The sequence below is a fragment of the Phenylobacterium sp. genome, from assembly GCF_035539035.1.
GTDB lineage: Bacteria > Pseudomonadota > Alphaproteobacteria > Caulobacterales > Caulobacteraceae > Phenylobacterium.
In genome coordinates this window covers 18,037-45,023 of the sequence record NZ_DATLJI010000013.1, presented here as the reverse complement: position 1 = coordinate 45,023, position 26,987 = coordinate 18,037, and the positions used below count along the sequence as shown (strand labels likewise).

At 71.4% G+C, this 26,987-nt stretch carries 24 protein-coding genes; 13 read left to right on the top strand and 11 right to left on the bottom strand.

Annotation, left to right across the window (positions count from 1 at the left end; all coding sequences use genetic code 11):
- Positions 1 to 26: 26 nt before the first annotated feature.
- The 4 genes from VM685_RS08440 to VM685_RS08425 all read left to right on the top strand — a co-directional run bounded on the left by VM685_RS08440 (position 27) and on the right by VM685_RS08425 (position 5,472).
- The gene (locus VM685_RS08440) at positions 27 to 1,619 is read left to right on the top strand and encodes an isocitrate lyase (protein WP_325459699.1); all 1,593 of its coding nucleotides are present in this window, start codon (positions 27 to 29) and stop codon (positions 1,617 to 1,619) included.
- 22 nt (positions 1,620 to 1,641) lie between these two features.
- The gene (locus VM685_RS08435) at positions 1,642 to 1,848 is read left to right on the top strand and encodes a DUF4170 domain-containing protein (RefSeq protein ID WP_325459698.1); all 207 of its coding nucleotides are present in this window, start codon (positions 1,642 to 1,644) and stop codon (positions 1,846 to 1,848) included.
- Between the two features lie 125 nt (positions 1,849 to 1,973).
- Positions 1,974 to 3,572, top strand: a complete 1,599-nt coding sequence (aceB, locus tag VM685_RS08430) for a malate synthase A (RefSeq protein ID WP_325459697.1) — start codon at positions 1,974 to 1,976, stop codon at positions 3,570 to 3,572.
- 190 nt (positions 3,573 to 3,762) lie between these two features.
- On the top strand, positions 3,763 to 5,472 hold the full coding sequence (locus tag VM685_RS08425) for an ATP-binding protein (protein WP_325459696.1): 1,710 nt from the start codon (positions 3,763 to 3,765) through the stop codon (positions 5,470 to 5,472).
- Between the two features lies 1 nt (position 5,473).
- Here VM685_RS08425 and VM685_RS08420 read toward each other — a convergent pair whose 3' ends face one another.
- The 4 genes from VM685_RS08420 to VM685_RS08405 all read right to left on the bottom strand — a co-directional run bounded on the left by VM685_RS08420 (position 5,474) and on the right by VM685_RS08405 (position 9,933).
- Positions 5,474 to 5,836, bottom strand: a complete 363-nt coding sequence (locus tag VM685_RS08420; protein WP_325459695.1) for a YdbL family protein — start codon at positions 5,834 to 5,836, stop codon at positions 5,474 to 5,476.
- A gap of 14 nt (positions 5,837 to 5,850) precedes the next feature.
- The gene (locus VM685_RS08415; RefSeq protein ID WP_325459694.1) at positions 5,851 to 6,048 is read right to left on the bottom strand and encodes a YnbE family lipoprotein; all 198 of its coding nucleotides are present in this window, start codon (positions 6,046 to 6,048) and stop codon (positions 5,851 to 5,853) included.
- Between the two features lie 37 nt (positions 6,049 to 6,085).
- Positions 6,086 to 9,082, bottom strand: a complete 2,997-nt coding sequence (locus VM685_RS08410) for an intermembrane phospholipid transport protein YdbH family protein (RefSeq protein ID WP_325459693.1) — start codon at positions 9,080 to 9,082, stop codon at positions 6,086 to 6,088.
- 71 nt (positions 9,083 to 9,153) lie between these two features.
- A complete protein-coding gene (locus tag VM685_RS08405) occupies positions 9,154 to 9,933 on the bottom strand; it encodes an SDR family oxidoreductase (RefSeq protein ID WP_325459692.1) in 780 nt (259 codons plus the stop codon).
- 144 nt (positions 9,934 to 10,077) lie between these two features.
- Between VM685_RS08405 and VM685_RS08400 the strand changes: the two genes are divergently transcribed.
- The 6 genes from VM685_RS08400 (at position 10,078) to VM685_RS08375 (ending at position 18,456) form a co-directional block, all read left to right on the top strand.
- Complete coding sequence (locus VM685_RS08400; RefSeq protein ID WP_325459691.1) at positions 10,078 to 12,153, top strand: 3-hydroxyacyl-CoA dehydrogenase NAD-binding domain-containing protein; 2,076 nt, start codon at positions 10,078 to 10,080, stop codon at positions 12,151 to 12,153.
- A gap of 144 nt (positions 12,154 to 12,297) precedes the next feature.
- The gene (locus tag VM685_RS08395; protein ID WP_325459690.1) at positions 12,298 to 13,503 is read left to right on the top strand and encodes an acetyl-CoA C-acyltransferase; all 1,206 of its coding nucleotides are present in this window, start codon (positions 12,298 to 12,300) and stop codon (positions 13,501 to 13,503) included.
- A gap of 122 nt (positions 13,504 to 13,625) precedes the next feature.
- The gene (locus tag VM685_RS08390; protein ID WP_325459689.1) at positions 13,626 to 14,567 is read left to right on the top strand and encodes a hypothetical protein; all 942 of its coding nucleotides are present in this window, start codon (positions 13,626 to 13,628) and stop codon (positions 14,565 to 14,567) included.
- Between the two features lie 54 nt (positions 14,568 to 14,621).
- Positions 14,622 to 16,700 (top strand): PQQ-dependent dehydrogenase, methanol/ethanol family, encoded by a 2,079-nt coding sequence (locus tag VM685_RS08385; protein ID WP_325459688.1) that lies wholly within the window; start codon positions 14,622 to 14,624, stop codon positions 16,698 to 16,700.
- 104 nt (positions 16,701 to 16,804) lie between these two features.
- A complete protein-coding gene (locus tag VM685_RS08380) occupies positions 16,805 to 17,011 on the top strand; it encodes a hypothetical protein (RefSeq protein ID WP_325459687.1) in 207 nt (68 codons plus the stop codon).
- 155 nt (positions 17,012 to 17,166) lie between these two features.
- On the top strand, positions 17,167 to 18,456 hold the full coding sequence (locus tag VM685_RS08375; protein ID WP_325459686.1) for a L,D-transpeptidase family protein: 1,290 nt from the start codon (positions 17,167 to 17,169) through the stop codon (positions 18,454 to 18,456).
- Positions 18,457 to 18,462: 6 nt separating this feature from the next.
- On the opposite strand, the gene VM685_RS08370 is transcribed toward VM685_RS08375, so the two are convergent.
- From VM685_RS08370 to VM685_RS08350, 5 genes are all read right to left on the bottom strand, one after another.
- Positions 18,463 to 19,515 (bottom strand): SO2930 family diheme c-type cytochrome, encoded by a 1,053-nt coding sequence (locus tag VM685_RS08370; RefSeq protein WP_325459685.1) that lies wholly within the window; start codon positions 19,513 to 19,515, stop codon positions 18,463 to 18,465.
- Complete coding sequence (locus VM685_RS08365) at positions 19,512 to 20,717, bottom strand: parallel beta-helix domain-containing protein (protein WP_325459684.1); 1,206 nt, start codon at positions 20,715 to 20,717, stop codon at positions 19,512 to 19,514. Before VM685_RS08365 ends, VM685_RS08370 begins: the two co-directional genes overlap by 4 nt.
- A gap of 57 nt (positions 20,718 to 20,774) precedes the next feature.
- A complete protein-coding gene (locus VM685_RS08360; protein WP_325459683.1) occupies positions 20,775 to 21,368 on the bottom strand; it encodes a DUF3501 family protein in 594 nt (197 codons plus the stop codon).
- A gap of 2 nt (positions 21,369 to 21,370) precedes the next feature.
- Positions 21,371 to 22,756 (bottom strand): heterodisulfide reductase-related iron-sulfur binding cluster, encoded by a 1,386-nt coding sequence (locus tag VM685_RS08355; RefSeq protein ID WP_325459682.1) that lies wholly within the window; start codon positions 22,754 to 22,756, stop codon positions 21,371 to 21,373.
- 81 nt (positions 22,757 to 22,837) lie between these two features.
- Positions 22,838 to 23,254, bottom strand: coding sequence for a rubrerythrin family protein (locus VM685_RS08350; protein WP_325459681.1), 417 nt, complete (start codon positions 23,252 to 23,254; stop codon positions 22,838 to 22,840).
- Between the two features lie 198 nt (positions 23,255 to 23,452).
- On the opposite strand from VM685_RS08350, the gene VM685_RS08345 reads away from it, so the two are divergent.
- Positions 23,453 to 23,647 (top strand): hypothetical protein, encoded by a 195-nt coding sequence (locus VM685_RS08345; RefSeq protein WP_325459680.1) that lies wholly within the window; start codon positions 23,453 to 23,455, stop codon positions 23,645 to 23,647.
- On the opposite strand, the gene VM685_RS08340 is transcribed toward VM685_RS08345, so the two are convergent.
- Entirely contained in the window at positions 23,644 to 24,240 is a 597-nt protein-coding gene (locus VM685_RS08340) for an alpha-ketoglutarate-dependent dioxygenase AlkB (RefSeq protein WP_325459679.1), read from the bottom strand. The genes VM685_RS08345 and VM685_RS08340 overlap by 4 nt on opposite strands.
- A 99-nt stretch (positions 24,241 to 24,339) precedes the next feature.
- Between VM685_RS08340 and VM685_RS08335 the strand changes: the two genes are divergently transcribed.
- Together VM685_RS08335 and VM685_RS08330 are read left to right on the top strand one after the other, a co-directional pair.
- Entirely contained in the window at positions 24,340 to 25,404 is a 1,065-nt protein-coding gene (locus VM685_RS08335; RefSeq protein ID WP_325459678.1) for a helix-turn-helix domain-containing protein, read from the top strand.
- 80 nt (positions 25,405 to 25,484) lie between these two features.
- Complete coding sequence (locus VM685_RS08330; RefSeq protein WP_325459677.1) at positions 25,485 to 26,201, top strand: CPBP family intramembrane glutamic endopeptidase, BDIM_20840 family; 717 nt, start codon at positions 25,485 to 25,487, stop codon at positions 26,199 to 26,201.
- 6 nt (positions 26,202 to 26,207) lie between these two features.
- Here VM685_RS08330 and VM685_RS08325 read toward each other — a convergent pair whose 3' ends face one another.
- Positions 26,208 to 26,987, bottom strand: coding sequence for an alpha/beta fold hydrolase (locus VM685_RS08325; protein ID WP_325459676.1), 780 nt, complete (start codon positions 26,985 to 26,987; stop codon positions 26,208 to 26,210).

Here is a 26,987-nt window from a genome sequence, read left to right as displayed (position 1 = left end):
CGCCAGTCAATCCGTGGAAGAGGCACATGGCTTACCAGGACCACATTATCGAGATGGGCCAGCTCATCCAGAGCAAGAACGGCACGTGGGACGGAATCGATCCCGAAGCCGTGGCCCGCATGCGCCTGCAGAACCGGTTCAAGACCGGCCTGGAGATCGCCAAGTACACCGCCTCGATCATGCGCGAGGACATGGCGGCCTATGACGCCGACTCCTCCAAGTACACCCAGAGCCTCGGCTGCTGGCACGGCTTCGTCGCCCAGCAGAAGATGATCGCCGTGAAGCGGCACTTCGGCTCGACCAAGCGCCGCTACATCTACCTGTCGGGCTGGATGATCGCGGCCCTGCGCTCCGAGTTCGGCCCGCTGCCGGACCAGTCGATGCACGAGAAGACCTCGGTCCCGGCGCTGATCGAGGAGATCTACACCTTCCTGAAGCAGGCCGACGCCCGTGAGCTGGGCGGCCTGTTCCGCGACCTCGACGCCGCCCGCAAGGCCGGCGACAAGGCCAAGGAGCAGCAGCTCCAGGACAAGATCGACAACTTCGAGACCCACGTGGTCCCGATCATCGCCGACATCGACGCGGGCTTCGGCAACGCCGAGGCCACCTACCTGCTGGCCAAGAAGATGATCGAGGCCGGCGCCTGCGCCATCCAGATCGAGAACCAGGTCTCCGACGAGAAGCAGTGCGGCCACCAGGACGGCAAGGTCACCGTTCCGCACGAGGACTTCATCCAGAAGCTCCGCGCGGTCCGCTACGCCTTCCTCGAACTGGGCGTCGACAACGGCGTCATCGTGGCGCGCACCGACTCGCTCGGCGCGGGCCTGACCAAGCAGATCGCCGTCTCCAAGACCCCGGGCGACCTCGGCGACCAGTACAACAGCTTCCTGGACTGCGAGGAGATCGCGCCGGCCGACATGAAGAACGGCGACGTGGTCCTGAACCGCAACGGCAAGCTGCTGCGTCCGAAGCGCCTGCCGTCCAACCTCTTCCAGTTCCGCGCCGGCACCGGCGAGGACCGCTGCGTGCTCGACTGCATCACCTCGCTGCAGAACGGCGCAGACCTGCTGTGGATCGAGACCGAGAAGCCGCACGTGGAGCAGATCGCCGGCATGGTAGACCGCATCCGCGAGGTCATGCCGAACGCCAAGCTCGCCTACAACAACAGCCCGTCCTTCAACTGGACGCTGAAGTTCCGCGAGCAGGTGTTCGAGGAGTGGGCGAAGGCCGGCAAGGACGTCTCCGCCTACGACAAGGCCAAGCTGATGAGCGCCGAGTACGACACCACGCCGCTCGGCATAGAGGCCGACCAGAAGATCCGCAGCTTCCAGGCGGACGGCGCCAAGCGCGCCGGCATCTTCCACCACCTGATCACGCTGCCGACCTACCACACGGCCGCGCTCAGCACCGACAACCTGGCCAAGGAGTACTTCGGCGAGCAGGGCATGCTGGGCTACGTCCTGGGCGTCCAGCGCGAGGAGATCCGCAAGGGCGTCCCGTGCGTGAAGCACCAGAACATGTCCGGCTCGGACGTGGGCGACGACCACAAGGAGTACTTCGCGGGCGAAGCGGCCCTCAAGGCCGGCGGCGTCCACAACACGATGAACCAGTTCGCCTAAGACCAAGCTGGTGAGAGTTGCGATGACCAAGGAACGGTTCTGGGTTGTCGGCGGCGAGTACAGCTGCCTGGCCTTCAAGACGCTGAAGAGCGGCGCCCCTCAGGTGATGGGCCCCTTCGAGACGCGCGACGAGGCGAAGGCGGCGTGGAAGCGGGTCTCGGAAGAGACCCGCGCCTGCGCCACCGCCAGGTACGCCATCGCCTCCGAGCAGCTCGTCCTGCCCGCCTGAGGATCGTCCACCAAGACCTCAAGAAGCCCCCCGCCGTGTTTTCTCCGTGACCCTTGGCGGGGGGTTGTTTTTTCGCGAAGGCTGAAGCCGCCCTCGCCCCCATTTCCCGGCTCCGGAGCCTGCCCATGTCCGTCGATGTCGCCGCCCGCCCCGCCGTCCAGCTGAACGGACCTGTCGAAGGCCGCGCCGCCGAGGTGCTGACGCCCGAGGCGCTGGCGTTCCTGGCCGAGCTGCACCGCCGGTTCAACGATCGCCGCCTCGAGCTCCTGGCGCTGCGCGAAGAGCGCCAGACCCGCTTCGACGCCGGCGCCCGGCCCGACTTCCTGGCCGAGACCAAGGCCGTGCGCGACGGCGACTGGAAGGTCGCGCCGATCCCCGCCGACCTGCAGGACCGCCGCGTGGAGATCACCGGCCCGGTCGACCGCAAGATGATCATCAACGCCCTGAACTCCGGGGCGAAGGTGTTCATGGCCGACTTCGAGGACGCCTCCTCGCCCACCTGGCAGAACATGCTGGAGGGCCAGGTCAACCTGAAGGACCGCTGGGCCGGGAAGCTCGGCTTCACCGACCCGGCCAGCGGCAAGAGCTACGCCCTGAAGGACCAGGTCGCGACCTTGATCGTCCGGCCGCGCGGCTGGCACCTGCCCGAGGCCCACGCCCTGGTGGACGGCGAGGAGATGAGCGGTTCGCTCTTCGACTTCGGCCTGTATTTCTTCCACAACGCCAAGGCGACGCTGGCCGCCGGCACGGGCCCCTACTTCTACCTGCCGAAGATGGAGAGCCACCTGGAGGCGCGCCTCTGGAACGAGGTCTTCGTCTATGCGCAGCAGGCGCTCGGCGTCCCCAACGGCACGATCAAGGTCACGGTGCTGATCGAGACCCTGCCGGCCGCCTTCGAGATGGAGGAGATCCTCTACGAACTGCGCGACCACATGGCAGGCCTGAACTGCGGCCGCTGGGACTACATCTTCTCGTTCATCAAGCGCCTGAAGGCCCAGCCGGAGGCGCTCACCCCCGACCGCTCGGTGATGACCATGGGCAGCGCGTTCCTGAACGCCTACTCGCTGAAGCTCATCCAGACCTGCCACCGCCGGGGCGCCTTCGCCATGGGCGGCATGGCGGCCCAGATCCCGGTGAAGGGCGATCCGGCCGCCAACGAGGCCGCCTTCGCCAAGGTCCGCGCGGACAAGGAGCGGGAGGCGGGCAACGGCCACGACGGCACCTGGGTCGCCCACCCGGACCTCGTCCCGGTGGCCATGGAGGTCTTCGACCGGCTGATGCCGACCCCGAACCAGCTTTCCAAGCTGCGCGAGGACGTCACCGTCACCCGTGAGGACCTGCTGCGCGTCCACGAGGGCCAGCGCACGGAAGCCGGCCTGCGCGAGAACATCCGCGTGGGCGTCCAGTACATCGAGGCCTGGCTCAGGGGTAAGGGCGCCGTGCCGCTCTACAACCTGATGGAGGACGCCGCGACCGCCGAGATCAGCCGCGCGCAGATCTGGCAGTGGATCCGCCACAAGGCGACGCTGGCCGACGGCCGCGAGGTGACGCCGGAGCTGTTCCGCCAGCTGCTCGACGAGGAGATGGCGGCCCTGCGCCAGACCCTGCCGGCCCAGGCCTTCGACGGCGGCCGCTTCGCCGAGGCCGTGAAGATCTTCACCGACATGAGCCTCTCGGACTCCTTTGAGGAGTTCCTGACGCTCCCGGCCTACCGCGCCCTCTGAGGCCGAACCGCCCGCCGCCGAGGGGATGGACGGGCGGACGGCTTTGGACCGGGTGGGGAGCATGGTCGCCGCTCCCCACCCGCACCCTTTCCCGCGCTTCCCGATTTCCGCGCTAACTCAGCAGCTTAAGGGGCAAGGCCTGCCCGTCGCCCGCAACGGAGCCTTAATCGCGAGGGCTTAGTGTGGCCGGATGTTCAAGCTCGCGCAGCCTGATCTCGTCGAGGCCGTCGTGTCCCGGCGCCAGCAGATCGGCCTGCGGGTGGCGATCGGGCTGGGGATGGCCGTGGGCCTGGGTCCACTGCTCGGCTGGGCGCCCGCGGTGGCCTGGCTGGCGGGCTGGTACGCCGTGCAGTTCGCCGAATACCAGTGGGCCGGCCGCATGGCCCGGCGGCTGGAGGCCGGCCGCCAGGCCGCCGCCGGCCCGCCTCTGGCGCTGATGTTCCTGGCCAATGGGATCTTCGACGTGCTGGCGCTCAGCGCGCTTCTGTCGGACCAGCCCTGGACCATGATGGTGGGCGTGCTGATCCTGACGGGGGCCCTGCTCAACGCCGCGGCCGTCAGCCGGTCCTCGCGCGCAGCCTTCTGCGCCAGCGCCCTTCCGACGGCTCTCCTGTGCCTGGCCCTGCCGCCCTTCGCCTGGCTCCGGGGGGCCTCCCCGGCCGAGACCTTCGCCGTGGCCACGGGCACCATCCTGCTGCTGACCGCGGCCTTCATCCTGCGGGCCGTGGGGCTGACGGCCCTGCGCGAGGCGAAGGAGGCGAGCGCCGCCAAGAGCGCCTTCCTGGCGAACATGAGCCACGAGATCCGCACCCCCCTGAACGGCGTGCTCGGCATGGCACAGGCCATGGCCGCCGGCGACCTGCCGGACGACCAGCGCGAGCGGCTGCAGATCATCCGCCGATCCGGCGAGGCCCTGCTGGCCCTGCTCAACGACGTGCTCGACCTCTCCAAGATCGAGGCCGGCAAGGTCGAACTCGAGGCCGGCGTCATCGATTTCGAGGCGCTGGGCCGGGACCTGGAGGCCTCGTTCCAGGCGCTCTGCGCGACCAAGGGCGTGCGCCTCGCCGTCACCACCGAGGCCTCCGCCCGCGGCCTCTGGGCGGGGGACCCGACGCGTATCCGCCAGATCCTCTCCAACCTTTTGGCGAACGCCGCGAAGTTCACCGAGCACGGCCAGGTGCAGGCGACGATCCGCGAACTCGGCGGCGCGGTCACCATCACGGTCGCCGACACGGGGCCCGGCATCCCGCCCGGGCGGCTGAGCGCCCTGTTCGACAAGTTCGTGCAGGCCGACGCCTCCACCACCCGCCGCTACGGCGGCACCGGCCTGGGCCTCTCCATCTGCCGGGAGCTCTGCACGCTGATGGGCGGGACCATCGAGGTCGAGAGCACGGTGGGTCGCGGATCGGTCTTCACCGTGCGCCTGCCGCTGGCCCGCGCCGTGGAGGCCGCGCCCGCCGCGCCGGAGCCGCCCACGGCGGCCTTCGACCGGCCCCTGCGGATCCTCGCCGCCGAGGACCACCAGATGAACCAGGCGGTGCTGAAGGCCATGCTGGGCCAGCTCGGCTTCGAGGTGACCCTGGTCGACAACGGCCGCGACGCGGTGGCCGCCTGGGCCCGCGAGCCCTGGGACGTGATCCTGATGGACGTCCAGATGCCGGACATGGACGGGCCCACGGCCACCCGCGAGATCCGCGCCCGCGAGCGCGAGGCCGGCCGCGCGCCCACGCCGATCGTGGCGCTCACCGCCAACGCCATGTCGCACCAGGTGAAGGAATACCTGGCCTGCGGGATGGACGGCTTCGTCTCCAAGCCGCTGGAGCTCGCCCGCCTGCTGCAGGCGATCGGCGAGGCGATCGACCGCGCCCCGGCCGCCGACCTGGCAGCCCGGGCGGGCTAGGCTACTTGCGCACCCAGCCGCCGCCGTTCGGCCGGTAGTATTCGCCGGGCTTCAGGCGGCCCTGGACCACCTGGACATAGGCCGCCGCGCCCGCCGCTTCCGGCGTCGTGCCGGCGCGGGCCGCCGCCTCGCGGTAGACCTGCGCGCGGCCGGCGTTGATCTCGGCCACCGCCTGGCGGATGGCCGGGTCGGCGGCGTCGGTCACGAAGCCCAGGAAGCCGTCGGACTGCTCGCCGACGATCCCGGCGGCCTTGGCCCGGTCCACGGTGGCCTTCGCGGCCGCCGACTGGGCGACGGCGGCGGAGGGGAGGACCAGCGCCGCCATGACGGCCGCGCCGATCCCGATGAGTTCACGTCCCTGCATGTCTTTCAGACGCCTCAGAAGAGGTTCGGGTTCTGCTGGATCAAGGCCTTCACTTCCTCGTCCAGCCGCAAGCGGACGTCAGCGTCCAGCTTGGCGTAGATGGTGATCGGCTTCACATCCACCCGGATGGTGGGCGTGCAGGCGGCAAGGCCTGCGCCGGTGAGCGCGAGCGCTCCCAGGGCGGCGGCCAGTGATCGGTTCTGGGCGATCATGCGGTCGTCTCCAAGTCTCCGGCCTCCTCTTGGCGGTTCACGGCTGAACCGGGGGTGAACTGCGCAGCCGCTGGTAGTCGGCGAAGTCCTTCAGGAGATCGTCCAGGTTCAGCGTCGTGTCCAGCGTCAGGTTCACGCCGGTCCCGGAGGGCAGCGGCAGCTTGCGGTTCATGAAGTCCCGCCGGATCAGGTCCATCAGGCCCAGGCGGATCTCCTGCTTCTTCGGCGGATCGTGCCGCCCGACGATGTGGAAGATCACGCCCAGCCGGCCGTTGGGCCGGCTCTCGATGGTGGCGTCGAGGGTGTCGAAGGCCAGGTTCTCCATCGCCTGGTAGGCGAAGTCGGTGAAGGTGTCGGTGGAGGGCTCCGGCGCGACGGCGGCCGGCGCGCCTGGCGTGGCGACCTCGCCCTGGGCGGCCACCCCGGTCAGGGCCGCACGCTGGATGGAGATGCGGCCCGGCTGGATGGCCCTGAGCGAGCCGCCGAGGATGCGCACCTGCTGGCCCTTCACCTCGAACGGCACCCGCCCGCTCACCCGGGCGTCGAACTCCACCTTGTCGCCGAACGGCGAGGCCTCGACCACGTCGTGCAGCTGCACGCCCTCGAAGTTCAGCACGCCGCGGGCCGGCTCGTCGGGCCCCAACGGGATCCGCACGCTCTCCACCGTCACCCGGCCGCCGCCCACCGCGGCCTCGCCGCCCGAGATGAGGAGGCCGCCTTCCTCCAGGGCGAAGGTGGCGGTGACGCCGGTCAGCGGCAGGACCGCGTCCACCGACTCGGCGCGCAGGACCTGGCCGGGCGCAGCGATGAGGGGAGCGAGGCTGGTGAACGCCACCTCGCCCGAGAGGCCCGTCACCCGGCCTGCCGGGCTGGTGAAGTCCAGGCGCGGAACCGTGAGGGTCCCGCCGCTCGTGACGCCGGCCTGGGTCCACTGGAAACCGCCGGCGAAGCGCGCCGAGCCCGCCGCGGGCGATCCCACAGCCGCGGCGAGCGGCGAGAGCTGTTCCGGCTGCAGGCCGCCGTCGGCGAAGGCGAGCAGGCCCGTGTCGATCTCCACGCCGCCAGCCCCGCTCAGCGACTGGTGGCCCAGCCGCGCGGCGGCGACCGGCTGGCCCGCCGGCGTTCGGAAGGCGAGGTCGGAGGTCCAGACGTCGCGCGCCAGCAGGGCGCGGCCGCTCATCCGGAGCGGATGGAAGCGGGTCTCCGGGGCCGTGTCCGCGACGAGCGCGTCGGCGATCGCCGCGGTGGCGTGCAGCCGGCCGCGGGACAGCCCCATCACCACCCGCCCGTCGGCTTCCGCCACCCGGGCCTGCAGGAAGGGCACGCTCGCCGCCGCGTCCTCGGCCCGCCCGCCGATCCGCCAGTCGCCGCCGTTCAAGGTCAGCAGCGGATCGCCGGCCACCGGGCAGACGCGCCCGGAGAGGCCTTCCACGTCGTTCTCGCCGAGTTCCAGCCGGGCCGCCGTCACGCTCGCGCAGCGGTCGCCGGTGAACCGCACGCCTTCGCCCATGCGTAGCGTGCCCGAGGCGTCGAACACCCCCTGCTGGATCGGCCCGATGGACAGCGCAGCCTTCACCCGGCCGACCGCCGTCGCCCCCCCGTCCGCCAGCGCGAAGCGGCGGATGTCGGCGTCCACCTTCGGCAGGCCTCCGCCGACCACCGCCAGCGTCCAGCCGCCCCCGCGCGGCGCCAGCCTCGCCTCGCCGCCCGCCGTGGGGTTGAGGCGCGCCGGCCCCGAGAGCCCGAGCTGCAGGGCGCCGCCCGCGTAGCGGGCCGTGACCCCGGTCGCCGCCGCCCGGAAGCTGCGCACCCCGAGCTTAACGGCCGCGATCTCCGGCGAATCCGCCGCGGTCGGCGCGCCGAGCCCCAGCCAGCCGCCGCGGCCCTCGATCCCCCCGACCAGCCGGACGGAGGCCTCGCCCTTGCGCCAGGCCGCCGGCCCCTCCAGCGTCGCCGAGACGCTCGCCAGCCGCAGGTCCGACACGGCGATCGCCTGGCCCGCGCCGGTCAGGCGCACCGTGGCCGCCACCGCGTCGCCGCCCTTGCGGGTCCAGACGAGGTCCGGCGCGGCGAGCCCCGCCCGGATCAGCCCGGTCGTGCCGCCCGCCACGTCGGCGCCGCCTGCGCGCAGTTCGGCGCTCGCGCGGCCGCGCACAGTCAGGTCGGGGATCCAGCCCGCGCTGTCGCCTGTGAAGGCCGCGGTAAGCTCGGCGTCGTCCAGCCCCTGCTCGCCCAGCGCCAGCCGGCGTCCCGTGAGGCTCGCGCGGATCGTCAGCGGCCCGTCGCTGCGCTTCTTCTGCAGGTCCGGATAGGGCGCCTCGGCGGTGATCCGCAGGCGCCCGGTCGTCAGCGCCGCGCCCCCGGCTCGCGCCTGCGCCACCGGCGCGTCCAGGCTCGCCGTGGTCCGCGCTCCGCGGGTCGTGACCCGCAGCACGCCCGCGCCCGTCGCCACCTCGAAGTCGCGGCCCTTCAGCCGCGCAGGCGCCGAGGCGGCGCTTAGTGACATCAGCCTGCCGTCGTTGACGAGCGCGTCGGCGGTCAGCCGCACCGGGCCGTAGTCGGTGGCCAGCCGCAGTTCGCCATCGTCGATCTCGATGCGCGGCTTCTTCGCCTCCGGCCGTGGCGGCCGGCGGCGGAATTCCTCGATCAGCGGGTCGAGCACGCCCGCGCTCAGCTTCCCCTTCCGGACGCTGGCCCGCAGCACCGGCCGGGTGAGCTTCACCGAGCCCACCTCCACGCCGAAGCCACGCAGCGCGTAGCCCACCTCCACCCGCTCGGCGGTGAAGTCAGGGTTGGCCGGGTCGCCGATCCGCAGCCGCGCCGTGGCCCCGGTCAGGCCGAACGCCTCGATCTCCGCTTCCGAGGCGATGCCCTTGGACTGTAGCCAGCCGGTCAGCGCCTCGCGGGCGATCACCCGCCGCGCCGCATAGAGCGCCAGCGCCGCGACCAGAATCCCCACGCCGATCACCACCAGGATCAGGCGCAGCGTGCGGCGCGGGGCTCTGGAGGGGACGGGGGGCTTGGCGTCGGTCAAGGGCGGCTCGGCTCAGCTGTTCAACCCCTGATACCGCAAACCGAGCCAAACCATGGCGCCCGGCGCGCCGCTCAGAGCCCGCCGAAGCTCGCCAGCGCCACCCCGCCGTCCACCGCGATGGTCTCGCCGACCACATAATCCCCGGCCCGCGAGGCCAGGTAGATGGCCACGCCCTGCATGTCCTCGTCCGTGCCGATGCGGCGCGACGGGATGCGCTTGGCGACCTGGTCGCCCTGGTCGCGCGCCACCCGGTTCATGTCCGAGGCGAAGGCGCCCGGCGCGATGGCGCTCATCACGATGTTGTCCTGGATCAGGCGCGCTGCCATCCGGCGGGTCAGGTAGATCAGCCCGGCCTTCGAGGCGTGGTAGGAGTAGGTCTCCTGCGGGTTGAGCCGGATGCCGTCGATCGAGGCGATGTTGATCACCTTGGCCGGCCGCTCTTGGCTCGCCGACTTCGTCAGCGTCGCGTGCAGCGCCTGGGTCAGGAAGAAGGGCGACTTCAGGTTCAGGTTCATCACCTTGTCCCAGCCGCTCTCCGGGAATTCGTCGAAGTCCGCGCCCCAGGCCGCGCCGGCGTTGTTGAGCAGGATGTCGAGCTTGTCCTCGTGTTCGAGGTAGCGCGCGACGAAGGCCTTGATGCCCTCCATCGTGGACAGGTCCTGGGGCAGGGACACGCACTGCGGCCCGAGCTCGGCGGCGGTGGCGTCGCACGCCTCGGCCTTGCGGGCGGTGATGTAGACCTTGCGGCAGCCGGCCTCGAGGAAGCCCTTTGCGATCATCTTGCCGATGCCGCGCGAGCCGCCGGTGACCAGCGCCACCTTCCCGTCGAGTGAGAACAGATCCTGAGCCATCTCTTCGAGACCTCCCCTTTGCTGGGCCCTTGTGCTTGGGCCGGTTGACTTGGTAGGGCCCGGCGAGGCCTATAACAAGCGTTTGAATTCCACGGCCGCCAAGGCAAAGAGCGGCCCGCCATCCATTATCGAGGGACGTTTCACATGACCGAGATCAATTCGGTGACCACGCTCACGCAGGACGGCGACGTCGCCATCGTGACGCTGAACTCGCCACCGGTGAACGCCCTGTCGGCCAATGTCCGGGACGGCCTCTACGAAGGCTTCAAGCAGGCCATCGCCAGCGACGCCAAGGCCATCGTCCTGATCTGCGAGGGCCGCACCTTCATCGCCGGCGCCGACATCACCGAATTCGGCGGCGCCATGAAGGGCGCGAGCCTGCCCGACGTCCAGGGCATGATGGAGAACTCGCCCAAGCCGGTGGTCGCCGCGATCCACGGCACCGCGCTCGGCGGCGGCCTGGAAGTGGCGCTGTGCGCCCACTACCGCGTGGCCGTGCCGTCCGCCCGCCTGGGCCTGCCGGAGGTGAACCTGGGCCTGCTGCCGGGCGCCGGCGGCACCCAGCGCCTGCCGCGCATCGCCGGCGTCGAGAAGGCGCTGGAGATGATGACCTCCGGTCGCCACGCGCCGGCCAAGGAGGCCCTGGAGATGGGCCTGGTCGACGAGCTGGTCGAGGAAGGCAAGCTGAAGGACGGCGCCGTGGCCTTCGCCCGCAAGCTGGTGGCCGAGGGCCGTCCGCTGGTGAAGGTGCGCGACAACAACGCCAAGCTGGAGGCCGCGAAGGGCAAGCCGGAGATCTTCGCCGACTTCCGCAAGGCCAACGCCCGCAAGTTCCGCGGCTTCCTGGCGCCGGAGTACAACATCCAGTGCGTCGAGGCCGCCGTGAACTCGGCCAGCTTCGACGAGGGCCTGGCCGTCGAGCGCAAGCTGTTCATGGAGCTGATGATGGGCTCCCAGTCGGCGGCCCAGCGCTACTACTTCTTCGCCGAGCGCCAGGCGCAGAAGATCCCCGACGTGCCGGACGACACCGCGACGCGGCCGATCAGGAAGGTCGGCGTCCTGGGCGCCGGCACCATGGGCGGCGGCATCGCGATGAACTTCGCCAACGTCGGCATCCCGGTGACCATCGTCGAGCTGAAGCAGGACGCCCTGGACCGCGGCCTCTCCACCATCCGCAAGAACTACGAGCGCTCGCGCGGCGCCAAGCCCGAGCAGACCGAGCAGCGCATGAGCCTGCTGACCGGCTCGCTCGACCGCGCCGACCTCGCCGACTGCGACCTGATCATCGAGGCCGTGTTCGAGCGCATGGACATCAAGAAGGAGGTCTTCGCCTCCCTCGACAAGATCGCCAAGCCGGGCGCGATCCTGGCCACCAACACCAGCTACCTGAACGTCGACGAGATCGCCTCGGCGACCTCGCGTCCCGAAGACGTCATCGGCCTGCACTTCTTCTCGCCGGCCAACGTCATGAAGCTTCTGGAAGTGATCCGCGGCGAGAAGACCGCCAAGGACGTGATCGCCACGTCCATGAAGCTGGCCAAGCAGATCGGCAAGATCGCCGTCCTGGCCGGCGTCTGCCCGGGCTTCATCGGCAACCGCATGCTCAGCCAGCGCCAGCGCGAGGCCCAGAAGCTGGTCATGGAAGGCGCCATGCCCTGGGACATCGACCGCGTGCTCTACGACTTCGGCTTCCCCATGGGCCCGTTCGCCATGAGCGACCTGGCCGGCCTCGACATCGGCTGGGTGAAGGAGAACTCCAAGGGCGAGACCATCCGCGACGTGCTCTGCGAGATGGACCGCCGCGGCCAGAAGACCGGCGCGGGCTACTACGACTACGACGAGAACCGGAACGCCAAGCCCTCGCCCGTCACCGAGAAGATCATCAACGACTTCATCGTCAAGTCGGGCCGCAACCCCCGCAAGGTCTCCGACGAGGAGATCCTCGAGCGCTGCGTCTATCCGATGATCAACGAGGGCCTGAAGATCCTCGAGGAGGGCAAGGCCATCCGCCCGTCCGACATCGACGTGGTCTGGGTCAACGGCTACGGCTGGCCCGTCTACCGCGGCGGCCCGATGTTCTACGGAGACCAGGTCGGCGCCGACAAGGTGCTGGCCAAGATGAAGGAGTTCCAGGGCGCCATGGGCGACGACTTCAAGCCCGCCGCGACGCTCGAGAAGCTGGTCGCCGACGGCAAGAAGATCGCCGACTTCGGCCGCTGATCGAAACTACCGCTCATCCCGGCGGAAGCCGGGACCCAAGCAGCCTATCCCCCGGCTTCGGAGCCGGCGCGGCGGGCTCGGCTTGGGCCCCGGCTTTCGCCGGGGTGAGCGGCCTTACATTGCAACTGAGCAGGACACCTCCCCATGCGTGAAGCCGTCATCGTCGCCGCCAAGCGGACCCCCATCGGCAAGGCCTACCGCGGCGCGTTCAACAACACCTACGGCGCGACGCTCGGCGCCGAGGCCATCCGCGCGGTGGTCGAGCAGGCGGGCGTGGATCCCGGCGAGATCGACGACGTCGCCATGGGCTCGGCCCTGCAGCAGGGCACGACCGGCAACAACATCGCCCGCCAGGCGGCCCTGCGCGCCGGCCTGCCGAACACCGTCTCCGGCATGACCATCGACCGCCAGTGCTCCTCGGGCCTGATGGGCGTCTCCATGGCCGCGAAGTACATCATCAACGACGGCGCCCCGATCGCCATCGGCGCGGGCATCGAGTCGATCAGCCTGGTGCAGAACGACAAGATCAACCGCTTCATGGCCGGCGACCCCTGGCTGCGCGACCACGTGCCCGAGCTCGCCACCTCGATGATCGAGACCGCCGAGATCGTCGCCGAGCGCTACGGCGTCTCCCGCGAGGCGCAGGACGACTATGCGCTGCAGTCCCAGCAGCGCACCGCCCAGGCCCAGGCCGAGGGCCGCTTCGCCAACGAGATCGTGCCGGTCACCACCGTCATGAAGGTGCTGGTCAACAAGGAGACCGGCGAGACGGCCGACAAGGAGATCACCATCTCCGCCGACGAGGGCAACCGCCCGCAGACCACACTCGCCGACCTCCAGAAGCTCCAGCCGGTGTTCCGCGGCGGCCGCTATGTGCCGGAAGGCAAGTTCGTCACCGCCGGCAACGCCAGCCAGCTCTCCGACGGCGCCGCCGCCGTGCTGCTCATGGAGCGCAAGGAGGCCGAGAAGCGCGGCCTCGAGGCGCTGGGCGCCTACCGCGGCATGGCCGTGGCCGGCTGCGGCCCGGAGGAGATGGGCATCGGCCCGGTGTTCGCGATCCCGAAGCTCCTGGAGCGCAACGGCCTCACCATCGACGACATCGACATCTGGGAGCTGAACGAGGCCTTCGCCTCGCAGGTGCTCTACTGCCGCGACAAGCTGGGCATCCCCAACGAGAAGCTCAACGTCTCCGGCGGCTCGATCTCCATCGGCCACCCCTACGGCATGACCGGCGCCCGCTGCACCGCCCACCTGATGTACGAGGGCAAGCGCCGCGGGGCCAAGTACGGCGTCGTCACCATGTGCGTCGGCGGCGGCATGGGCGCGGCCGGCCTGTTCGAGATCTTCTGATCTCGCCGATCCACGGCTGAGTTAAGGGGCCGTCCCGCGAGGGGCGGCCCTTTTCCGTTGCGCAGCGTCACAGAAGCGCCGAACTCCTTGGCAAGGTGGCGCAAGCGCTGGAGACTTCGCGAATGTCTGAGCGGGACACCCCGTCCAATCCCTACGCCCGGCCGAGCGCCTGGCCGGCCATGCCGCAGCAGCCGTTCCGCGTGGGCGCCCTGCCGAAGGCCGCCGCGCCGCCGCCCCGGCCGCAGGCCGCGCCGGAGCCGACGCCCCAACCGGCGCCTCAGCCGGCGGCGGCCGCGCCGACGCCCATGCCGGCGGCGCAATCCGCGGCGGCCCAGCCGATCACGCGGCGGCCGCCCACCCGGGCCACCTCGATCTTCTCGGGCTCGGCGATCCCGATGGGCCCGCCCGTGGCGCGCCCGCAGCCGCAGCCGGAGGTCGCGCGCCCTGCGCCAGAGCCCGCCCCTGAGGCCACGCCCCCTCCGCAGCCGGTCGCTGAAGCGCCGAGGCCGGCGCCGGGCGTCGAGGCGCAAGCCGCGCCCCTCGCCGCGCCGCCCATCCGCCGGCCGGCGAAGCGGCGTGGCCTCGCGGCGCGCCTGCCGCTGGCAGCCAGCCTCGCCGCGGGCGCGGCCGGCATCGCCGTGACGGCCTGGGTGCTGACCCGCGAGCCGCCGCCCCCCACGGTGCCGGCCGAGGTGCTCGCCGCCACGGCGCCGGCGACGGTGACCCCGCCGTCCACGGCTGCGGATGCGGTCTCCGCGCCCATCTCGACGACGCAAGCGGCCGCACCGGCGCCCACGCTGCGCGGCTCGGTGGAAAGCGCGCCGGTGCGCACGGCCGCCGCCGCGCCCCGGCGCGCGGTCCGCCGTGCGGCCGCCGAGCCGGCGCCGGCGGAGGCCGCCGCGCCCGAGCCCGCGCCGCCCGCCGTGACGCCCGCCCCGCTGGTGGTCCCGCCGCCGGTGGTCGCCGCACCGCCACCCCCGCCAACGCCGGCCCCAACGCCGGCCACCCCGCCCCCGGCCGATCCCGAGGCGCCGATCTCCACCCGCTCGCCCTACGGCGAGTAGCCGCGTCGCCCATCCTCTGCGAAGCTTCCCGGCAAAGGTGCGGGGGAAGCGCGTATGGAACGGGTGGTGCGGCTGGCCGCGGCGCTGTGCGTCGGGCTGGCGCTGGCGGCGTGCGGCAAGGGCGTCGACGGCGCGGCGATCGAGAAGGCCGATCCGGGCGAGTGGCTGACCTACGGCCGCACCTACGACGAGCAGCGCTTCTCGCCCCTGAAGCAGATCGACCGGGCGAGCGTCGGGCGGCTCGGCGTCGCCTGGTGGGCCGAGTTCGACACCGATCGCGGCCAGGAGGCCACCCCGCTCGTCCACGACGGCGTGCTCTACACCACCACCGCCTGGTCCAAGGTCCACGCCTTCGACGCCAGAACCGGCGCCCGGCTGTGGAGCTACGACCCCAAGGTGCCCGGCGAGGCCGGCTTCAACGCCTGCTGCGACGTGGTCAACCGCGGCGCGGCCCTCTGGAAAGGCCGGCTCTACGTCGGGACCCTCGACGGGCGCCTCGTCGCGCTGGACGCGAAGACGGGAAAGCCCGCCTGGACCGTCCAGACCACCGACACCTCCCGGCCCTACACCATCACCGGCGCGCCGCGGGTCGTGAGGGGCAAGGTGCTGATCGGCAACGGCGGCGCCGAGTACGGCGTGCGCGGCTACGTCTCGGCCTATGACGCGGCCAGCGGCAAGCTCGCCTGGCGCTTCTACACCACGCCCCATCCCGCCGGCCGCGCCGACGGGGCCGCCTCCGACAAGGTGCTGCAGGCGAAGGCCGCCGCCACCTGGAGCGACGGCGCCTGGAAGCAGAGCGGCGGCGGCGGCACGGTCTGGGACGCCATCACCTACGACCCGAAGACCGGCCTGGTCTTCGTGGGCGTCGGCAACGGCAATCCCTGGAACCACAAGCTCCGTTCGGGCGGGAAGGGCGACAACCTCTTCCTGTCCTCCATCGTCGCCCTGAAGCCCGAGACCGGCGAATACGTCTGGCACTACCAGACCACGCCGGGCGACAGCTGGGACTACACCGCCACCCAGCACATCATGCTGGCCGACCTGCCCGTGGGCGGGAGCCCGCGTCGGGTGGTCATGCAGGCGCCGAAGAACGGCTTCTTCTATGTGCTCGACGCCGCCACGGGTAAGCTGCTTTCGGCCGACAAGTACGTGCCCGTGGACTGGGCCGAGCGGGTGGACCTCGCGACTGGACGCCCCGTGGAGGCGCCTTTCGCCCGCTACGAGAACGGGGCCGTCAGCAGCCAGATGTCGGGCGCGCTCGGCGGCCACAACTGGCAGCCCATGGCGTTCTCGCCCAGGACCGGCCTCGTCTACATCCCCGCCCAGCTCGGCCGGGGAAACTACGCCGACCCGCAGGACTTCCGCTTCTCGCCCGGCCTCTGGAACACCGGCATGCGGCGCTATCCCGACGGGCCCAAGGCGAAGCTGGTGCGCCCAGGCGCCCGCGCCGCCGCGCGCGGCGAGCTGATCGCCTGGGACCCGGTGGCCCGGCGGGCGCGGTGGAAGGTCCCCTTCGACCGGTCCTGGACCAGCGGCGTGCTCGCCACCGATGGCGGGCTCGTCTTCCACGCCGTGGGGTCGCGTTTCACCGCCTATGACGCGGCCACCGGCCAGGCGCTCTGGGCTCATGACACCGGCGCCAATGTGATCGCACCGGCCATGACCTACGACGCCGACGGCGAACAGCACCTGGCGCTGATGGTCGGCGCCGGCGGGGCGGGCGGCGGCGACCAGGCGCGGCGCAAGGGCCGGCTCCTGGTCTTCCGGCTGGGCGGCGCGGCGAAGCCCCCGGCCTATCCGCAGGACGTCGTTCCGGCGGTGCTGGACTTGTCGCTCGCCACGCCCTCGGCCGGCGACGCGGACCGCGGCGCGGTGGTCTACGACCAGTACTGCTCCGCCTGCCACAAGGCCGGTCCCTATCTGCCGAACCTCGCTCGCTCGCCCGCGATCCTGGAGTCGGAGGGCTTCCGGGCGATCGTGCTCGACGGAGCGCTCAAGGCGAACGGCATGGCCGGCTTCCGCCGCCACTTCGGCGAGGCGCAGGCGGAGGACCTGCGGGCCTATCTGCTGTGGCGGGCACGGCTGAAGGCGCAGGCCGCAGCCGGGGCGGAGGCGCCCACGCACGCTCAGTAGGCCGATCACCTCTACGAGACCTTCGCCTCATTTCGCAGAACGGCGGAACCAAGCCGGGCCGTGAAAAATTACACGGCGTCGCTTCACGACATGAGGAGAAGAACATGCGCTTCATCGTTTGCGCGGTCGCGGCTGCGGGGCTCCTGAGCGCCTGCGCCAGCAACAACGACGAGATGGCCGCCGACACCGGCACGGCTGCTCCGGTCGCGGACACCGCTCCGGCCGCCGCCGAGCCCGCTCCGGCGCCGATGCCCGAACCGGCCCCCGCGCCGGCCCCGGCTCCGGCTCCGAGCACCGGCGAGCGGGGCTGACCATAGCCCCCTCGACCAGCGCGTCCGGTCGCCGACCGGGCGCGCTTCTCGCCGCCACGATACTGACCTCGCTCGGCCTGGCCGCCGCTGCCGCGCCTGCGGTTGCGCTTGCCCAGCTGCCGGATCCCTATTCGGGCTCGGCGGTCGCCGACACCGTGCTGCGCGCCGAGGTGCGCTACCGCCTGGTGGCGCCCGCCGCCGACGAGGGCGACCTCGCCGCCTTCTACGCCGCGCGCGGCCATGCCCCGATCTGGATCGACGGCGGCCTCAAGCCTGAGGCGCGGGCCCTGCTGGAGCGCGTCCGCGACGCCGCTGCCGACGGCCTGGATCCCGAGCGCTACCGCCCGGACGAGCTGGCCGCCGCCCTCGACGCCGCCGCGGGCGGCGAACCGGCCCGTCTGGCCGAGGCCGAGCTCCTGCTGTCCCGCGCCCTCGCCGCCTATGTCATCGACCTGCGCCAGGGCCGCGGCGACGCCCGGCCCGCCTTCGTCGATCCGCAGGTCGCACCGCCGCCGCTGAGCGCCCGCGCCTTGCTCGACCAGGCGGCGAAGGGCGAAGCGCCCGATCTCACCGCGCTCACCCGCATGAACCCGATCTATGACGGCTTCCGCCGCGCCCTCGCCGCCCACCGGGCCCGGGCCGCCGCCGGCGACGCCGACCCCGCGGAGGAGGGGCTGATCCTCGCCAACCTGGAGCGCGCCCGCCCCCTGCCGGCGGAGTTCGGCGACCGCTTCATCCTGGTGGACACGGCCGCGCGCCAGCTCTGGCTGTACGAGGACGGCGAGCTGCGCACCGCCATGCGGGTGGCCGTGGGCAAGCCCAGCCAGCCGACGCCGCTGATGACCGGCCTGATCCGCCACGCCATCTTCAACCCCTACTGGAACGTCCCCGCCGACCTGGTCCGCACCACGGTCGCCCAGAACGTGCTCGACCAGGGCCTCGGCTACCTGGAGACGGAGGGCATGGCGGTGTTCGCGGGCTACGAGGACGACGCCCCCGAGCTCGATCCCACGACGCTCGACTGGCAGGCCATCCACCGGGGCGACCTCGAGGTGCGGGTGCGCCAGCGCCCAGGCCCGCGCAACATGATGGGCAAGGTCAAGCTGATGCTGCCGAACCCGCTCGGCATCTACCTGCACGACACGCCCAACAAGGCGGTGTTCGGCGAAGAGGCCCGCTACGTCAGCTCCGGCTGCGTTCGTCTGGAGGACGCCGTGGCCCTGGCCACCCAGCTCCTCGGCGACACGGCGCTCGAAAAGGCGGCCAGCGCGGAGATCGAGCAGCAGGTGGAGCTGGAGAAGCCCGTACCGGTCTACATCACCTACTTCACCGCCATGCCGAGCGGCGGCGGCCTGGCGCTGCGCGAGGACATCTACGGCCGCGACGCGCCCCTGCTCGCCCAGCTCCAGGGCGGCGGCTCCGCCCTGGCCCAGGCGGGTCGCTGAGGCCGCTCAGGGCTTCAGGCTGGTTACATAGTCGCGGATGAGCGCCACGCCCTCGTCGTGGACGAGGCTGCGGCCGAGCTCAGGCATCATCACCCCCGGCTCCGACGAGGCCATGCGGTGCACCAGGATCGAGCGCTCCGGGTGGCCGGGCTCGATGGAGACCTCCAGGTCGCCGGAGCCCCGGCCCGCCGCCACCGGCCGCTTGCCGACCCCGAGGTTGGCCGCCCGGGTCTCCTCCAGCTGCAGGAAGAGGCCGGAGTTCGACGCGATCCCCGCCGGGTTGTGGCAGTGAGCGCAGTTGGCGTCCAGGTAGGCGCGAGCCCGCGCCGCCAAGGGCTCGGCAGAGTCGTCCCAGACCGCCGTCCGCGGAACCGCCTTCGGCTCCGGCGCGCCCGCCAGGATGCCCAGGCGCGTCCAGCGCGCCAGCTGGTTCTCGCGGCCATCGGCGTAGGAGAAGTCGCCGTTCAGGTTGCGCGCGCGGGGCCCGATCGGGGCGATCGCCTCGCGGACCTGGTGGCATTCCTTGCACTGGTTCTGGTTCGGCACGGCGTAGTCGATGTCGCGCCGCCTGCCGGCCGCATCCACCACGCTGACCGGCAGCCGCGCGCCGGCCCGCTTCAGCACGGCCTGGGTCTGCTCGGCGTTCCAGACATAGGCGTAGGCCGCCCAGCCGTCGGCCTTGCGGATCAGCAGCCGGGTCTCGATGAAGCGCACGTCCTCGGTCGGCCGGCGCAGATCGGCCGGATAGGCGAAGGTCTTCACCAGCGCCGTGCCCACGGGAAAGGCCAGCGCGCCCTCGGCGGCGTACCGGGCCGCCTTGCCTTCGGGCACGAAGACGTAGCGGGCCTTCTCGGCGTAGTCGCTGAACAGCGGCGTGTTCAGCGCATAGGGGATCACCCGCGGGCTCGGCGTCCGGCCGCCGGAGTCCACGAAGAGGCCGTAGGCGTCCAGCGTCGGCGCCGGCGTCTCGGCCAGCAGGACGTCCATCTTCACCCCGCCCGGCGCGGGCGCGGCGCCCAGGCTGAGCAGCGCCGCCAGGCTCGCGAGAAGACGCCTCAAAGCCCGGCCTGCTCCGCCGGCAGCACCACCGCCTTCGGCTCGGCGATCGCAGCGTCACCCGCGGTGGGCGTCACCGTCGGGTCGGCGCTCATCAGCTGGCCCGGTCCCTTGAGCCGGAGGTTCAACACCGGCCCGTCCTCGATCCGCACGCGCACCGCGTCGCTGTTCTGCGCATGGGCGGTCACGCCGTCCCACAGCACCGGCGGGATGGTCCCGCCGACCGCCTTGGCCAGGATCTCGGCCCCGGCGAACTTCGGGTCGTAGCCGTTCTTGCCCATCCGGTTGCCGCGCACCACCACGTCCCGAGGCAGGGGGTTGTAGGTCTTGTCGTCGAACTTCTGGGTGTAGCTGACCAGCATCACCGCCGCCGACTGGTTGCCGTCGATCTCGTTGTCGAAGACGTGGACGTTCTTGTTGGCCATGACCATGACGCCAGTGCCCACCGGCACGCTGGCCACGATGTTGCCCTTGGGCGCGAAGTTCGGCGTGTCGTTCTGGACGATGCGGTTGCGGTAGATGCGGTGCGAATGGCCGCCCATCTGCGGCAGGTTCGGCAGGTCGAACACCAAGATGCCGCCGGTGTTGCGGGTGGCCACATTGTCGAAGACGTCGGCGTTGTAGGAGTTCTCGATCTCGATGCCCGCCACGTTGAACTCGGCGCGGCTGTTCTTGACCACGATGTTCTTCGACTGGCCGACGTAGATCCCGGCGTCGGACGCGCCCTTCACCACCGCCTTGTCGATCAGCACATTGGTCGAGGAGACCGGATAGACGCCGTAGGCGCCGTTCGTCTCCTTGGGCCCACCGGTCCATTCCACGCGGACGTTCACGAAGCTGATGCGGTCCGAGCCCTTGGCCTTCAGCCCGTCGCCGCGGGTGTCCTCGACCCCGAGGTCGCGGACGGTGACGCGATCGGAGGTGATCAGCAGGCCCTCGCCCGCGCCCTTCTGGTCCTTGAAGGAGAGCACCGTGGCATCCGGCCCCGCCCCCTTCACCGTGACGTTGTCCACGTCCAGCGAGAGCCCGTCGGAGAGCTCGTAGCGGCCGGCGGCGATCTCCACCACGTCCCCGGGCTTGGCGTCCAGCAGCGCGGTCTGGACCTTCTCCTGGGCGTCGCCGCCGGGCGTCACCGTCAGGGTCTTGGCCTGGACCGCCGTGGCCGCCATGAGGGCCGTGGCCGCAAAGAGCGCGTGCCGGATCATGCGTTGTTCCTCCCCGTTTTGCGGGCAAGGTGAACGCTGTTCAGCCGCTGCGCAACCTCAGGCGAAATCCCGGGCGAGCTCGGCGCGGGTGGCCGGGGTCAGGCCCGCCAGGTGGCTGTAGCGTTCGTGATCGCAGCCGATCATGATCGTGGTCGCGGGATCGCGGAACACGGCGATGTGCTCGGGCTTCAGCGGGAAGCGCAGGAAGTGCACCGAGGAGGTCTTGCCGTCTTCCCGGGTCCGCTCCACGTCGCCCTCCGGCGCGCCGGCCACCCGCTCGCCGCCGATCTGCAGGAAGAAGCGGTCCTCGACCCCGCCCAGGCGGGCCAGCGTCTGCTCGCGGCGGACGGGATCGTCGATCTCGAACATCACCGTTGCCACCAGCTCCTGGCCCTGCGGGATCAGCGGATTGTAGGCGGCCAGTTCGTCCGGCACCTGCTCGGCGCCGCCCTTCTCGGTGAGCAGCATCTCCTGGATCTGGAAGAGCATGGTCTCGTAGCACTCGAAATAGACCGTGCAGACCGGCCCCAGCTCCACCCGCCGCAGCCGCTTGATCGGCAGCAGGGCCTGGCGGCGCTCGCGGCGCACGCGGGCGTATTCCTGGTCGGGCAGCAGGTCCTCGGGGGTCACCCGGCGGGTCTCGGCGGGCATGGTCAGACGGCTCCGTAGGCGCGGGCGAAGATCTCGATCGGATGGGCCTGCCGCGGCGGGGCGGACGCGTCCGCCCCGGTCTCGGCCGAGAGCAGCTGCCCCAGGTGCTTGCAGGCCAGCGGGCAGTCCGAGCAGAGGGTCTCGGCCCCCTTGGCGGCGATCTGGCGGGCGGCGGGGCGGCCCACCTTGCGGGCGACCTGATGCGTCTCCTTCATCACCCCGAAGGTGCCGCCGTGGCCGGAGCACCGCTCCACCAGGTTGACGGTGGTGTCGGGGATCAGCCGCAGCATCTCGGCGGACTTCGCGCCCATGTTCTGCGCCCGGGCATGGCAGGCGTGGTGGACGGTGACCCCGCCCGGCACCGGCTGCAGCCCCTGGGCCAGCCCATAGGTCCGCGCCAGCTCGACCATGTACTCGCTGACGTCGTGGGCGGCGTGGGCGAGCTTGCCCACCAGCGGGTTCTCGGGGAGCAGCAGCGGCCACTCGAACTTCATCATCAGGCCGCAGGAGGCGGTGAGCGCCACCACGTCCCAGCCGTCGTCGATCAGCGGCGCGAAGTGGGCCGCCACCCGCTCGGCCCGGCCGGCCACGTCGGCGAGGTTGCCCGCCTCGAGCTGGGGCATGCCGCAGCATTCCGGATAGACGAACTGCACCTGGCAGCCCTGCAGGGCCAGCACCCGGGCCGCCGCGACCGCCGTGTCGGGCTGGTTGTAGTCGACGAAGCAGGTGGCGTAGAGCGCCACCTTCCGCTGGCCGAACGCCGGCCCTGCCGGATCGGGCCGCATGGGATCCTTCCGCAGCCGGTCGCCCGCGGTCCGCGAATGGTACTTCGGCAGCTCGACCTCGGCGTCGATGCGGGCGATGGCCTCCAGCAGCTTGCGCAGCGGGGTGTTCTTCCGCGCCGTCGCCCAGTTGGCGATCGGCGCCACCGGCTTGGCGAGCTTGCCGTTGCGGTCGGTCCGGCCGAGCTGTTCGCGCACGAACTCGCGGTGGCCGTGCCGCGCCTTGGCCGCCCGGTAGCGCAGGATCAGGTGCGGGATGTCCAGGTCGAACGGATGCGGCGGGACATAGGGGCACTTGGTCAGGAAGCACATGTCGCAGAGCGTGCAGGCCTCCTCGACGTGGTCGTGCTCCGCCTTGCCGATGGAGTCGATCTCGCCGGTGGCGCTCTCGTCGATCGCCTCGAACAGCCTGGGGAAGCTGTCGCACAGGTTGAAGCAGCGCCGGCAGGTGTGACAGACGTCGAACTGCCGCTGCAGCTCGGCGTGCACCTTCTCCAGGTCGTAGTAGTCGTCGTCGCGCCAGGCGATCGGGTGGCGCAGGGGCGCGTCCAGGCTGCCCTCGCGCGCGGCCTCGGCCGCAACGGCCGGCTTGATGTCGTCGCTCACGCGCCGCCCTCCTGTTCAGGCGGACGACCGCCCCCGGGCCGGAGATGCCGGGGCGGGGCGGCCGTCCTGGTCGGGCGCTGGCTAGTCCAGGGCCTCGAGGGCCCGCTGGAAGCGGCCGGCGTGGGACTTCTCGGCCTTGGCCAGGGTCTCGAACCAGTCGGCGATCTCGTCGAAGCCTTCCTCGCGCGCCGTGCGGGCCATGCCCGGGTACATGTCCGTGTACTCGTGCGTCTCGCCGGCGATGGCGGCCTTGAGGTTGTCGGCGGTGCCGCCGATCGGCAGGCCGGTGGCCGGGTCGCCCACGTCCTCCATGAACTCCAGGTGGCCGTGTGCGTGGCCGGTCTCGCCCTCGGCGGTGGAGCGGAACACGGCGGCCACGTCGTTGTAGCCCTCCACGTCGGCCTTCTGGGCGAAGTAGAGGTACCGGCGGTTCGCCTGGCTCTCGCCGGCGAAGGCGGCCTTCAGGTTCTCGATGGTCTTGCTGCTCGCGAGGCTCATTGTGGTTCTCCCTTGGCGCCCGCGCCGGCTGACTGACGCTCCGGTCGCAGGGTCGCTCCCTCGACTATGGACCTGCCGCCAGATAGGGCAAATCGCTTTAATCTATGAGGCGAATAGAGCGACCCTATGCGCCGCGGGCAGCGGCGGAACCGCGTTCCCCGGGCGGGGTTTCCTTGGCGGACGCGAAGGAGCTCCACCATGGGCGACAAGAACCAGATCCAGGGCGAAGGCAACTACGACGCCGGCCGCCGCTACCAGCAGGAACAGCACGAGTTCGCCAAGAGCGGCAAGGTCGAGCAGAAGGCCCAGGAGGCCGAGGACGCGCTCGACGGGCCCGAGGGCGAGGAGCTGGAGCGCGCCCGCCGCGAGACCGGCCAGGTGAAGCCCTCCTAGGGCGCCTTTCCGGTTCGGAAGCTCCGGAAGGTGATGGAGTAGCGGTGCTCGGTCACCGGCGGGATCGAGTGCTCCCACTGCTCGCGCGCCTCGGCTGAGATCAGATAGGCCGACCGCGGCGCCAGCGTGAGCGACCGGCGCTCGAAGCCTGAGCCCACGCGCCGCCGCAGGCGGAAGACGCAGGGCGCGAGCACAGATATCCCCACCACCTTCTCGAACTGCGGACGGTCGCGGTGCCAGCCGATCGGCGCGCCGGGCAGGTACTCGTTGATCAGCAGCTGCTGCAGGCCGCCCGACGCGACGCCGGCGAAGGCCTCCGCCCGCTCGCGCGCCGGCTCGAGCCACTCCGGGATCGGCTCGGCCGCCTCCAGCCGCGCGGAGTTGAAGTCGTAGCGGTAGCCGAACGACACCACCCGCCGGCGCGCCTCGTAGCCGCGGAACTGGAAAGGCTCGAACGGCAGCGTCGCGAGCTCGGCCGCGATGACCTGCTCCTCCTGCGGTGACAGGAAGTCGGGCCGGTAGGCGAAGCCGTCCGGAAGCCCGGGCTCGGGCGTCCCGAAGAGATCGGGTTGCGAAGACGACGAATGCGGCATGGCACGCCCATATGGGAACTCTCGCCGCGGCCTGCAGCATCCGCGGCCGACCGGCGCGGCCGGCTTGTGCGGGACGCTTGGCCATCGGTAGATGCGCCCATGCCGCCGGACCAGCTGGACGTGATCATCAGGGTCGCCGGGGCGACCCTCCTGCTCCTGGCGGCCGCGACCTCGCGCAGCCGACTGGGACGCGCACGCGCCCTCTTCATCCCGCTCGCCGTCTGCCTCAGCGGCTTCCTGGCGGGCAACACGCCGGACCCACGCCTGCAGCTCGGCGGGCCGCTGGGGTCCCTGGCCGTGATCCTGGCCGGGTATGCGGCGGTCTTCCTGTGGTGGTTCTGTCTGGCGGTTTTCGACGCCAGCTTCCGGCCACGCGGGCCGGTGCTGGCGATCGGGACGGCGTGGATCGCCGTCGCCTCGGCAGACCGCGGCCTGTTCGGCGAGCGGCTGGCGCAGGTGGGGCTTTCCTGGGTCCTGCTCGCCCTGGGCCTCCTCATGGTGGGACACCTCGCCTGGCGCCTGCTTCGGGATCGCGAGGGCGATCTCGTCGACGGCCGCCGGAGCGTGCGCCGGCCCGTCGTGGTCGCGCTCGGCGGGCAACTGGCGGCCGACATCGCGGTCGACCTCTTGCTCGGCATCGACTGGCAGCCGCAGGCGTTCTCGATGGCGCAGAACGGCGCCCTGCTGGCCTTCACCGTCTGGCTCATCAACCTGGCGCCCCGACGCGAACCGGCGGCGCGCGCCAGAAGTGTCCCAAGCTCAGTGGATACGGACGTCCAGGCCGATCCGGTCCTCGCCCGCCTCCGGCGGCTGATGGAGGCGGACCGAGTCTACCTGGACCCGGAACTCACCTTCGCGGACTTCGTGGAGGCCATGGGCGCGCCCGAGAAGGTCGTGCGGCGGCTGATCAACCGGAAGCTGGGCTACGATCACTTCCGCACCTTCCTGAACAGCTACCGGGTCGCCGAGGCGCGCCGGCGGCTGGCCGACCCCGCGCGACGGGGCGAGAAGCTGATCGCCATCGCCCTCGACAGCGGCTTCGCCTCGCTGCCCTCGTTCAACCGCGTGTTCCGCGAGGTCGAGGGCCGCACGCCCAGCGCCTTCCGGGACGCCGCGCTCGCCGAGCTCGAAACATCGCCCGGTCGCGCGACGGCCATGTTCTGAGGCGCCTTCGGCCGGCTTCTGAGGGGCCCGCCCGCCAGCACCGCCCTATGCCTACCCCCTGCAACGGCGGAGGCGAGACCTTGAACGGCATCATCGGCATCTCGGGCGTCCTGGCGATCCTGCTCGCCGCGGGCGGACTGGTCGCGCTCGTGGAGCGCGGCGGCGTGTCCGTCCGCTGGCTCAGCGTCGCCGCGGGGCTGGTCCTGCTCAACGACCTGCTGCTCACCCGCGCCTACGGCCTGCTCCCCGACCTCCTGCCCGGGGCGGACTGGAACTGGCAGGGCAAGCTGCTGGCGCTGGCCGGCACGCTGGCCGTGGCCTCCCTGCCGGCCTTCGGCTGGCGCGCCTCGGGCTCGGCCTTGCCCCAGGCCGAGGACGGCTGGAGGCCGGTCCTGCTCGTCTCGGTCGCCTACGTCGCGGTCTTCCTGGGGCTCGCCCTGGCGTTCCCGACCGAACCGGCCTCGGCCGAGACCGTCGCCTTCCAGCTCTCACTGCCCGGACTGGAGGAGGAGCCGTTCTACCGCGGAGTCCTGCTGCTGGCGCTGTTCCGCGCCTTTCCGGCGCGCAGGCGGATCCTGGGCGTGGACTGGAGCTGGGGCGCGGTGGTCTCCTGCGCCCTGTTCGGCCTGGCGCACGCCTTCGGCTACTCGAAGAGCGGCTTCCAGTTCGATCCGCTGACCATGCTGCTCACCGCAGGACCCTCGTTCATCGCGGTGTGGCTGGCCCTGCGGACCCGCAGCGTGCTGCTGCCCGTCCTGCTGCACAACTTCGGCAACGCCATCACCCTGGTGGTCTAGGCGCCGTCAGCCCAGGCGGGCGATCGCCGCCGCGACGGCTTCCGTCTGCTCCAGCACCACCATGTGGCCGGCCTCGGGGATGGAGACCAGCTCCGCCCCGGCGATGCCTTTCTTGAAGGCGTGCGCATAGACCGGCGGGATAAGGCGGTCGCTGTCGCCCCACACGATCACCGTCCTCGCTCGGATGCGGTAGAGCCGGTCCTTCAGCCCCCGCTCGGGGATCGGGAACAGGATCCGCCCGGCCATGCCGAGCTGGCGGGCGTTGGTCACCAGGTACTGCTGCAGGAAGCCGGGATCCTCGACGTTGCGCCCGGCCGTCAGCAGGGCCGCCCCCGCCGCCGCGTCGTGGAACAGCAGGGCCGGCATCTCGTAGGGCAGGGTGGCGAACAGGTCGGCGATCGGATGGTCGTCGTCCCACAGGCCGGCAGGCGCGATCAGCGCCAGGCGCGAGACGTCGTGCGGCTGCACCGCCGCCATCTCGGCGGCGATCATCCCGCCCATGGAATGGCCCACCAGGATCGGGTCGCGGACGCCCAGCGCGTCCAGCACGTCCCAGGTGTGCAGGGTGAAGTCCAGCATGTCGCGGATAGCCGGCGCCTCCTCGCTGTCCCCGTAGCCGGGGACCAGCGGGGCGATCACGCGGTGGTCGCGCGCCAGGGTGTTCAGCAGCGGGTCTTCCGGGGTCACCCCGCCCGCGCCGTGCAGGAAGACGAGCTCCGGCCCCGCGCCGCCTTCGATGTAGCGGACGGGGACGTGGTGGGTCTGGACGGTCTTCAGTTCGAGCAT

Excerpts from the sequence above, each read along its gene's own strand:
- VM685_RS08335 (WP_325459678.1), top strand. The coding sequence starts at position 24,340 with ATGCCGCCGGACCAGCTGGACGTGATCATCAGGGTCGCCGGGGCGACC.
- VM685_RS08435 (WP_325459698.1), top strand. The coding sequence starts at position 1,642 with ATGACCAAGGAACGGTTCTGGGTTGTCGGCGGCGAGTACAGCTGCCTG.
- VM685_RS08405 (WP_325459692.1), bottom strand. The coding sequence starts at position 9,933 with ATGGCTCAGGATCTGTTCTCACTCGACGGGAAGGTGGCGCTGGTCACC.
- VM685_RS08340 (WP_325459679.1), bottom strand. The coding sequence starts at position 24,240 with ATGCCGCATTCGTCGTCTTCGCAACCCGATCTCTTCGGGACGCCCGAG.
- VM685_RS08385 (WP_325459688.1), top strand. The coding sequence starts at position 14,622 with ATGGAACGGGTGGTGCGGCTGGCCGCGGCGCTGTGCGTCGGGCTGGCG.
- VM685_RS08350 (WP_325459681.1), bottom strand. The coding sequence starts at position 23,254 with ATGAGCCTCGCGAGCAGCAAGACCATCGAGAACCTGAAGGCCGCCTTC.
- VM685_RS08395 (WP_325459690.1), top strand. The coding sequence starts at position 12,298 with ATGCGTGAAGCCGTCATCGTCGCCGCCAAGCGGACCCCCATCGGCAAG.
- VM685_RS08360 (WP_325459683.1), bottom strand. The coding sequence starts at position 21,368 with ATGCCCGCCGAGACCCGCCGGGTGACCCCCGAGGACCTGCTGCCCGAC.
- VM685_RS08400 (WP_325459691.1), top strand. The coding sequence starts at position 10,078 with ATGACCGAGATCAATTCGGTGACCACGCTCACGCAGGACGGCGACGTC.
- VM685_RS08365 (WP_325459684.1), bottom strand. The coding sequence starts at position 20,717 with ATGATCCGGCACGCGCTCTTTGCGGCCACGGCCCTCATGGCGGCCACG.
- VM685_RS08325 (WP_325459676.1), bottom strand. The coding sequence starts at position 26,987 with ATGCTCGAACTGAAGACCGTCCAGACCCACCACGTCCCCGTCCGCTAC.
- VM685_RS08415 (WP_325459694.1), bottom strand. The coding sequence starts at position 6,048 with ATGATCGCCCAGAACCGATCACTGGCCGCCGCCCTGGGAGCGCTCGCG.
- VM685_RS08420 (WP_325459695.1), bottom strand. The coding sequence starts at position 5,836 with ATGCAGGGACGTGAACTCATCGGGATCGGCGCGGCCGTCATGGCGGCG.
- VM685_RS08390 (WP_325459689.1), top strand. The coding sequence starts at position 13,626 with ATGTCTGAGCGGGACACCCCGTCCAATCCCTACGCCCGGCCGAGCGCC.
- VM685_RS08440 (WP_325459699.1), top strand. The coding sequence starts at position 27 with ATGGCTTACCAGGACCACATTATCGAGATGGGCCAGCTCATCCAGAGC.
- VM685_RS08380 (WP_325459687.1), top strand. The coding sequence starts at position 16,805 with ATGCGCTTCATCGTTTGCGCGGTCGCGGCTGCGGGGCTCCTGAGCGCC.
- VM685_RS08425 (WP_325459696.1), top strand. The coding sequence starts at position 3,763 with ATGTTCAAGCTCGCGCAGCCTGATCTCGTCGAGGCCGTCGTGTCCCGG.
- aceB (WP_325459697.1), top strand. The coding sequence starts at position 1,974 with ATGTCCGTCGATGTCGCCGCCCGCCCCGCCGTCCAGCTGAACGGACCT.
- VM685_RS08345 (WP_325459680.1), top strand. The coding sequence starts at position 23,453 with ATGGGCGACAAGAACCAGATCCAGGGCGAAGGCAACTACGACGCCGGC.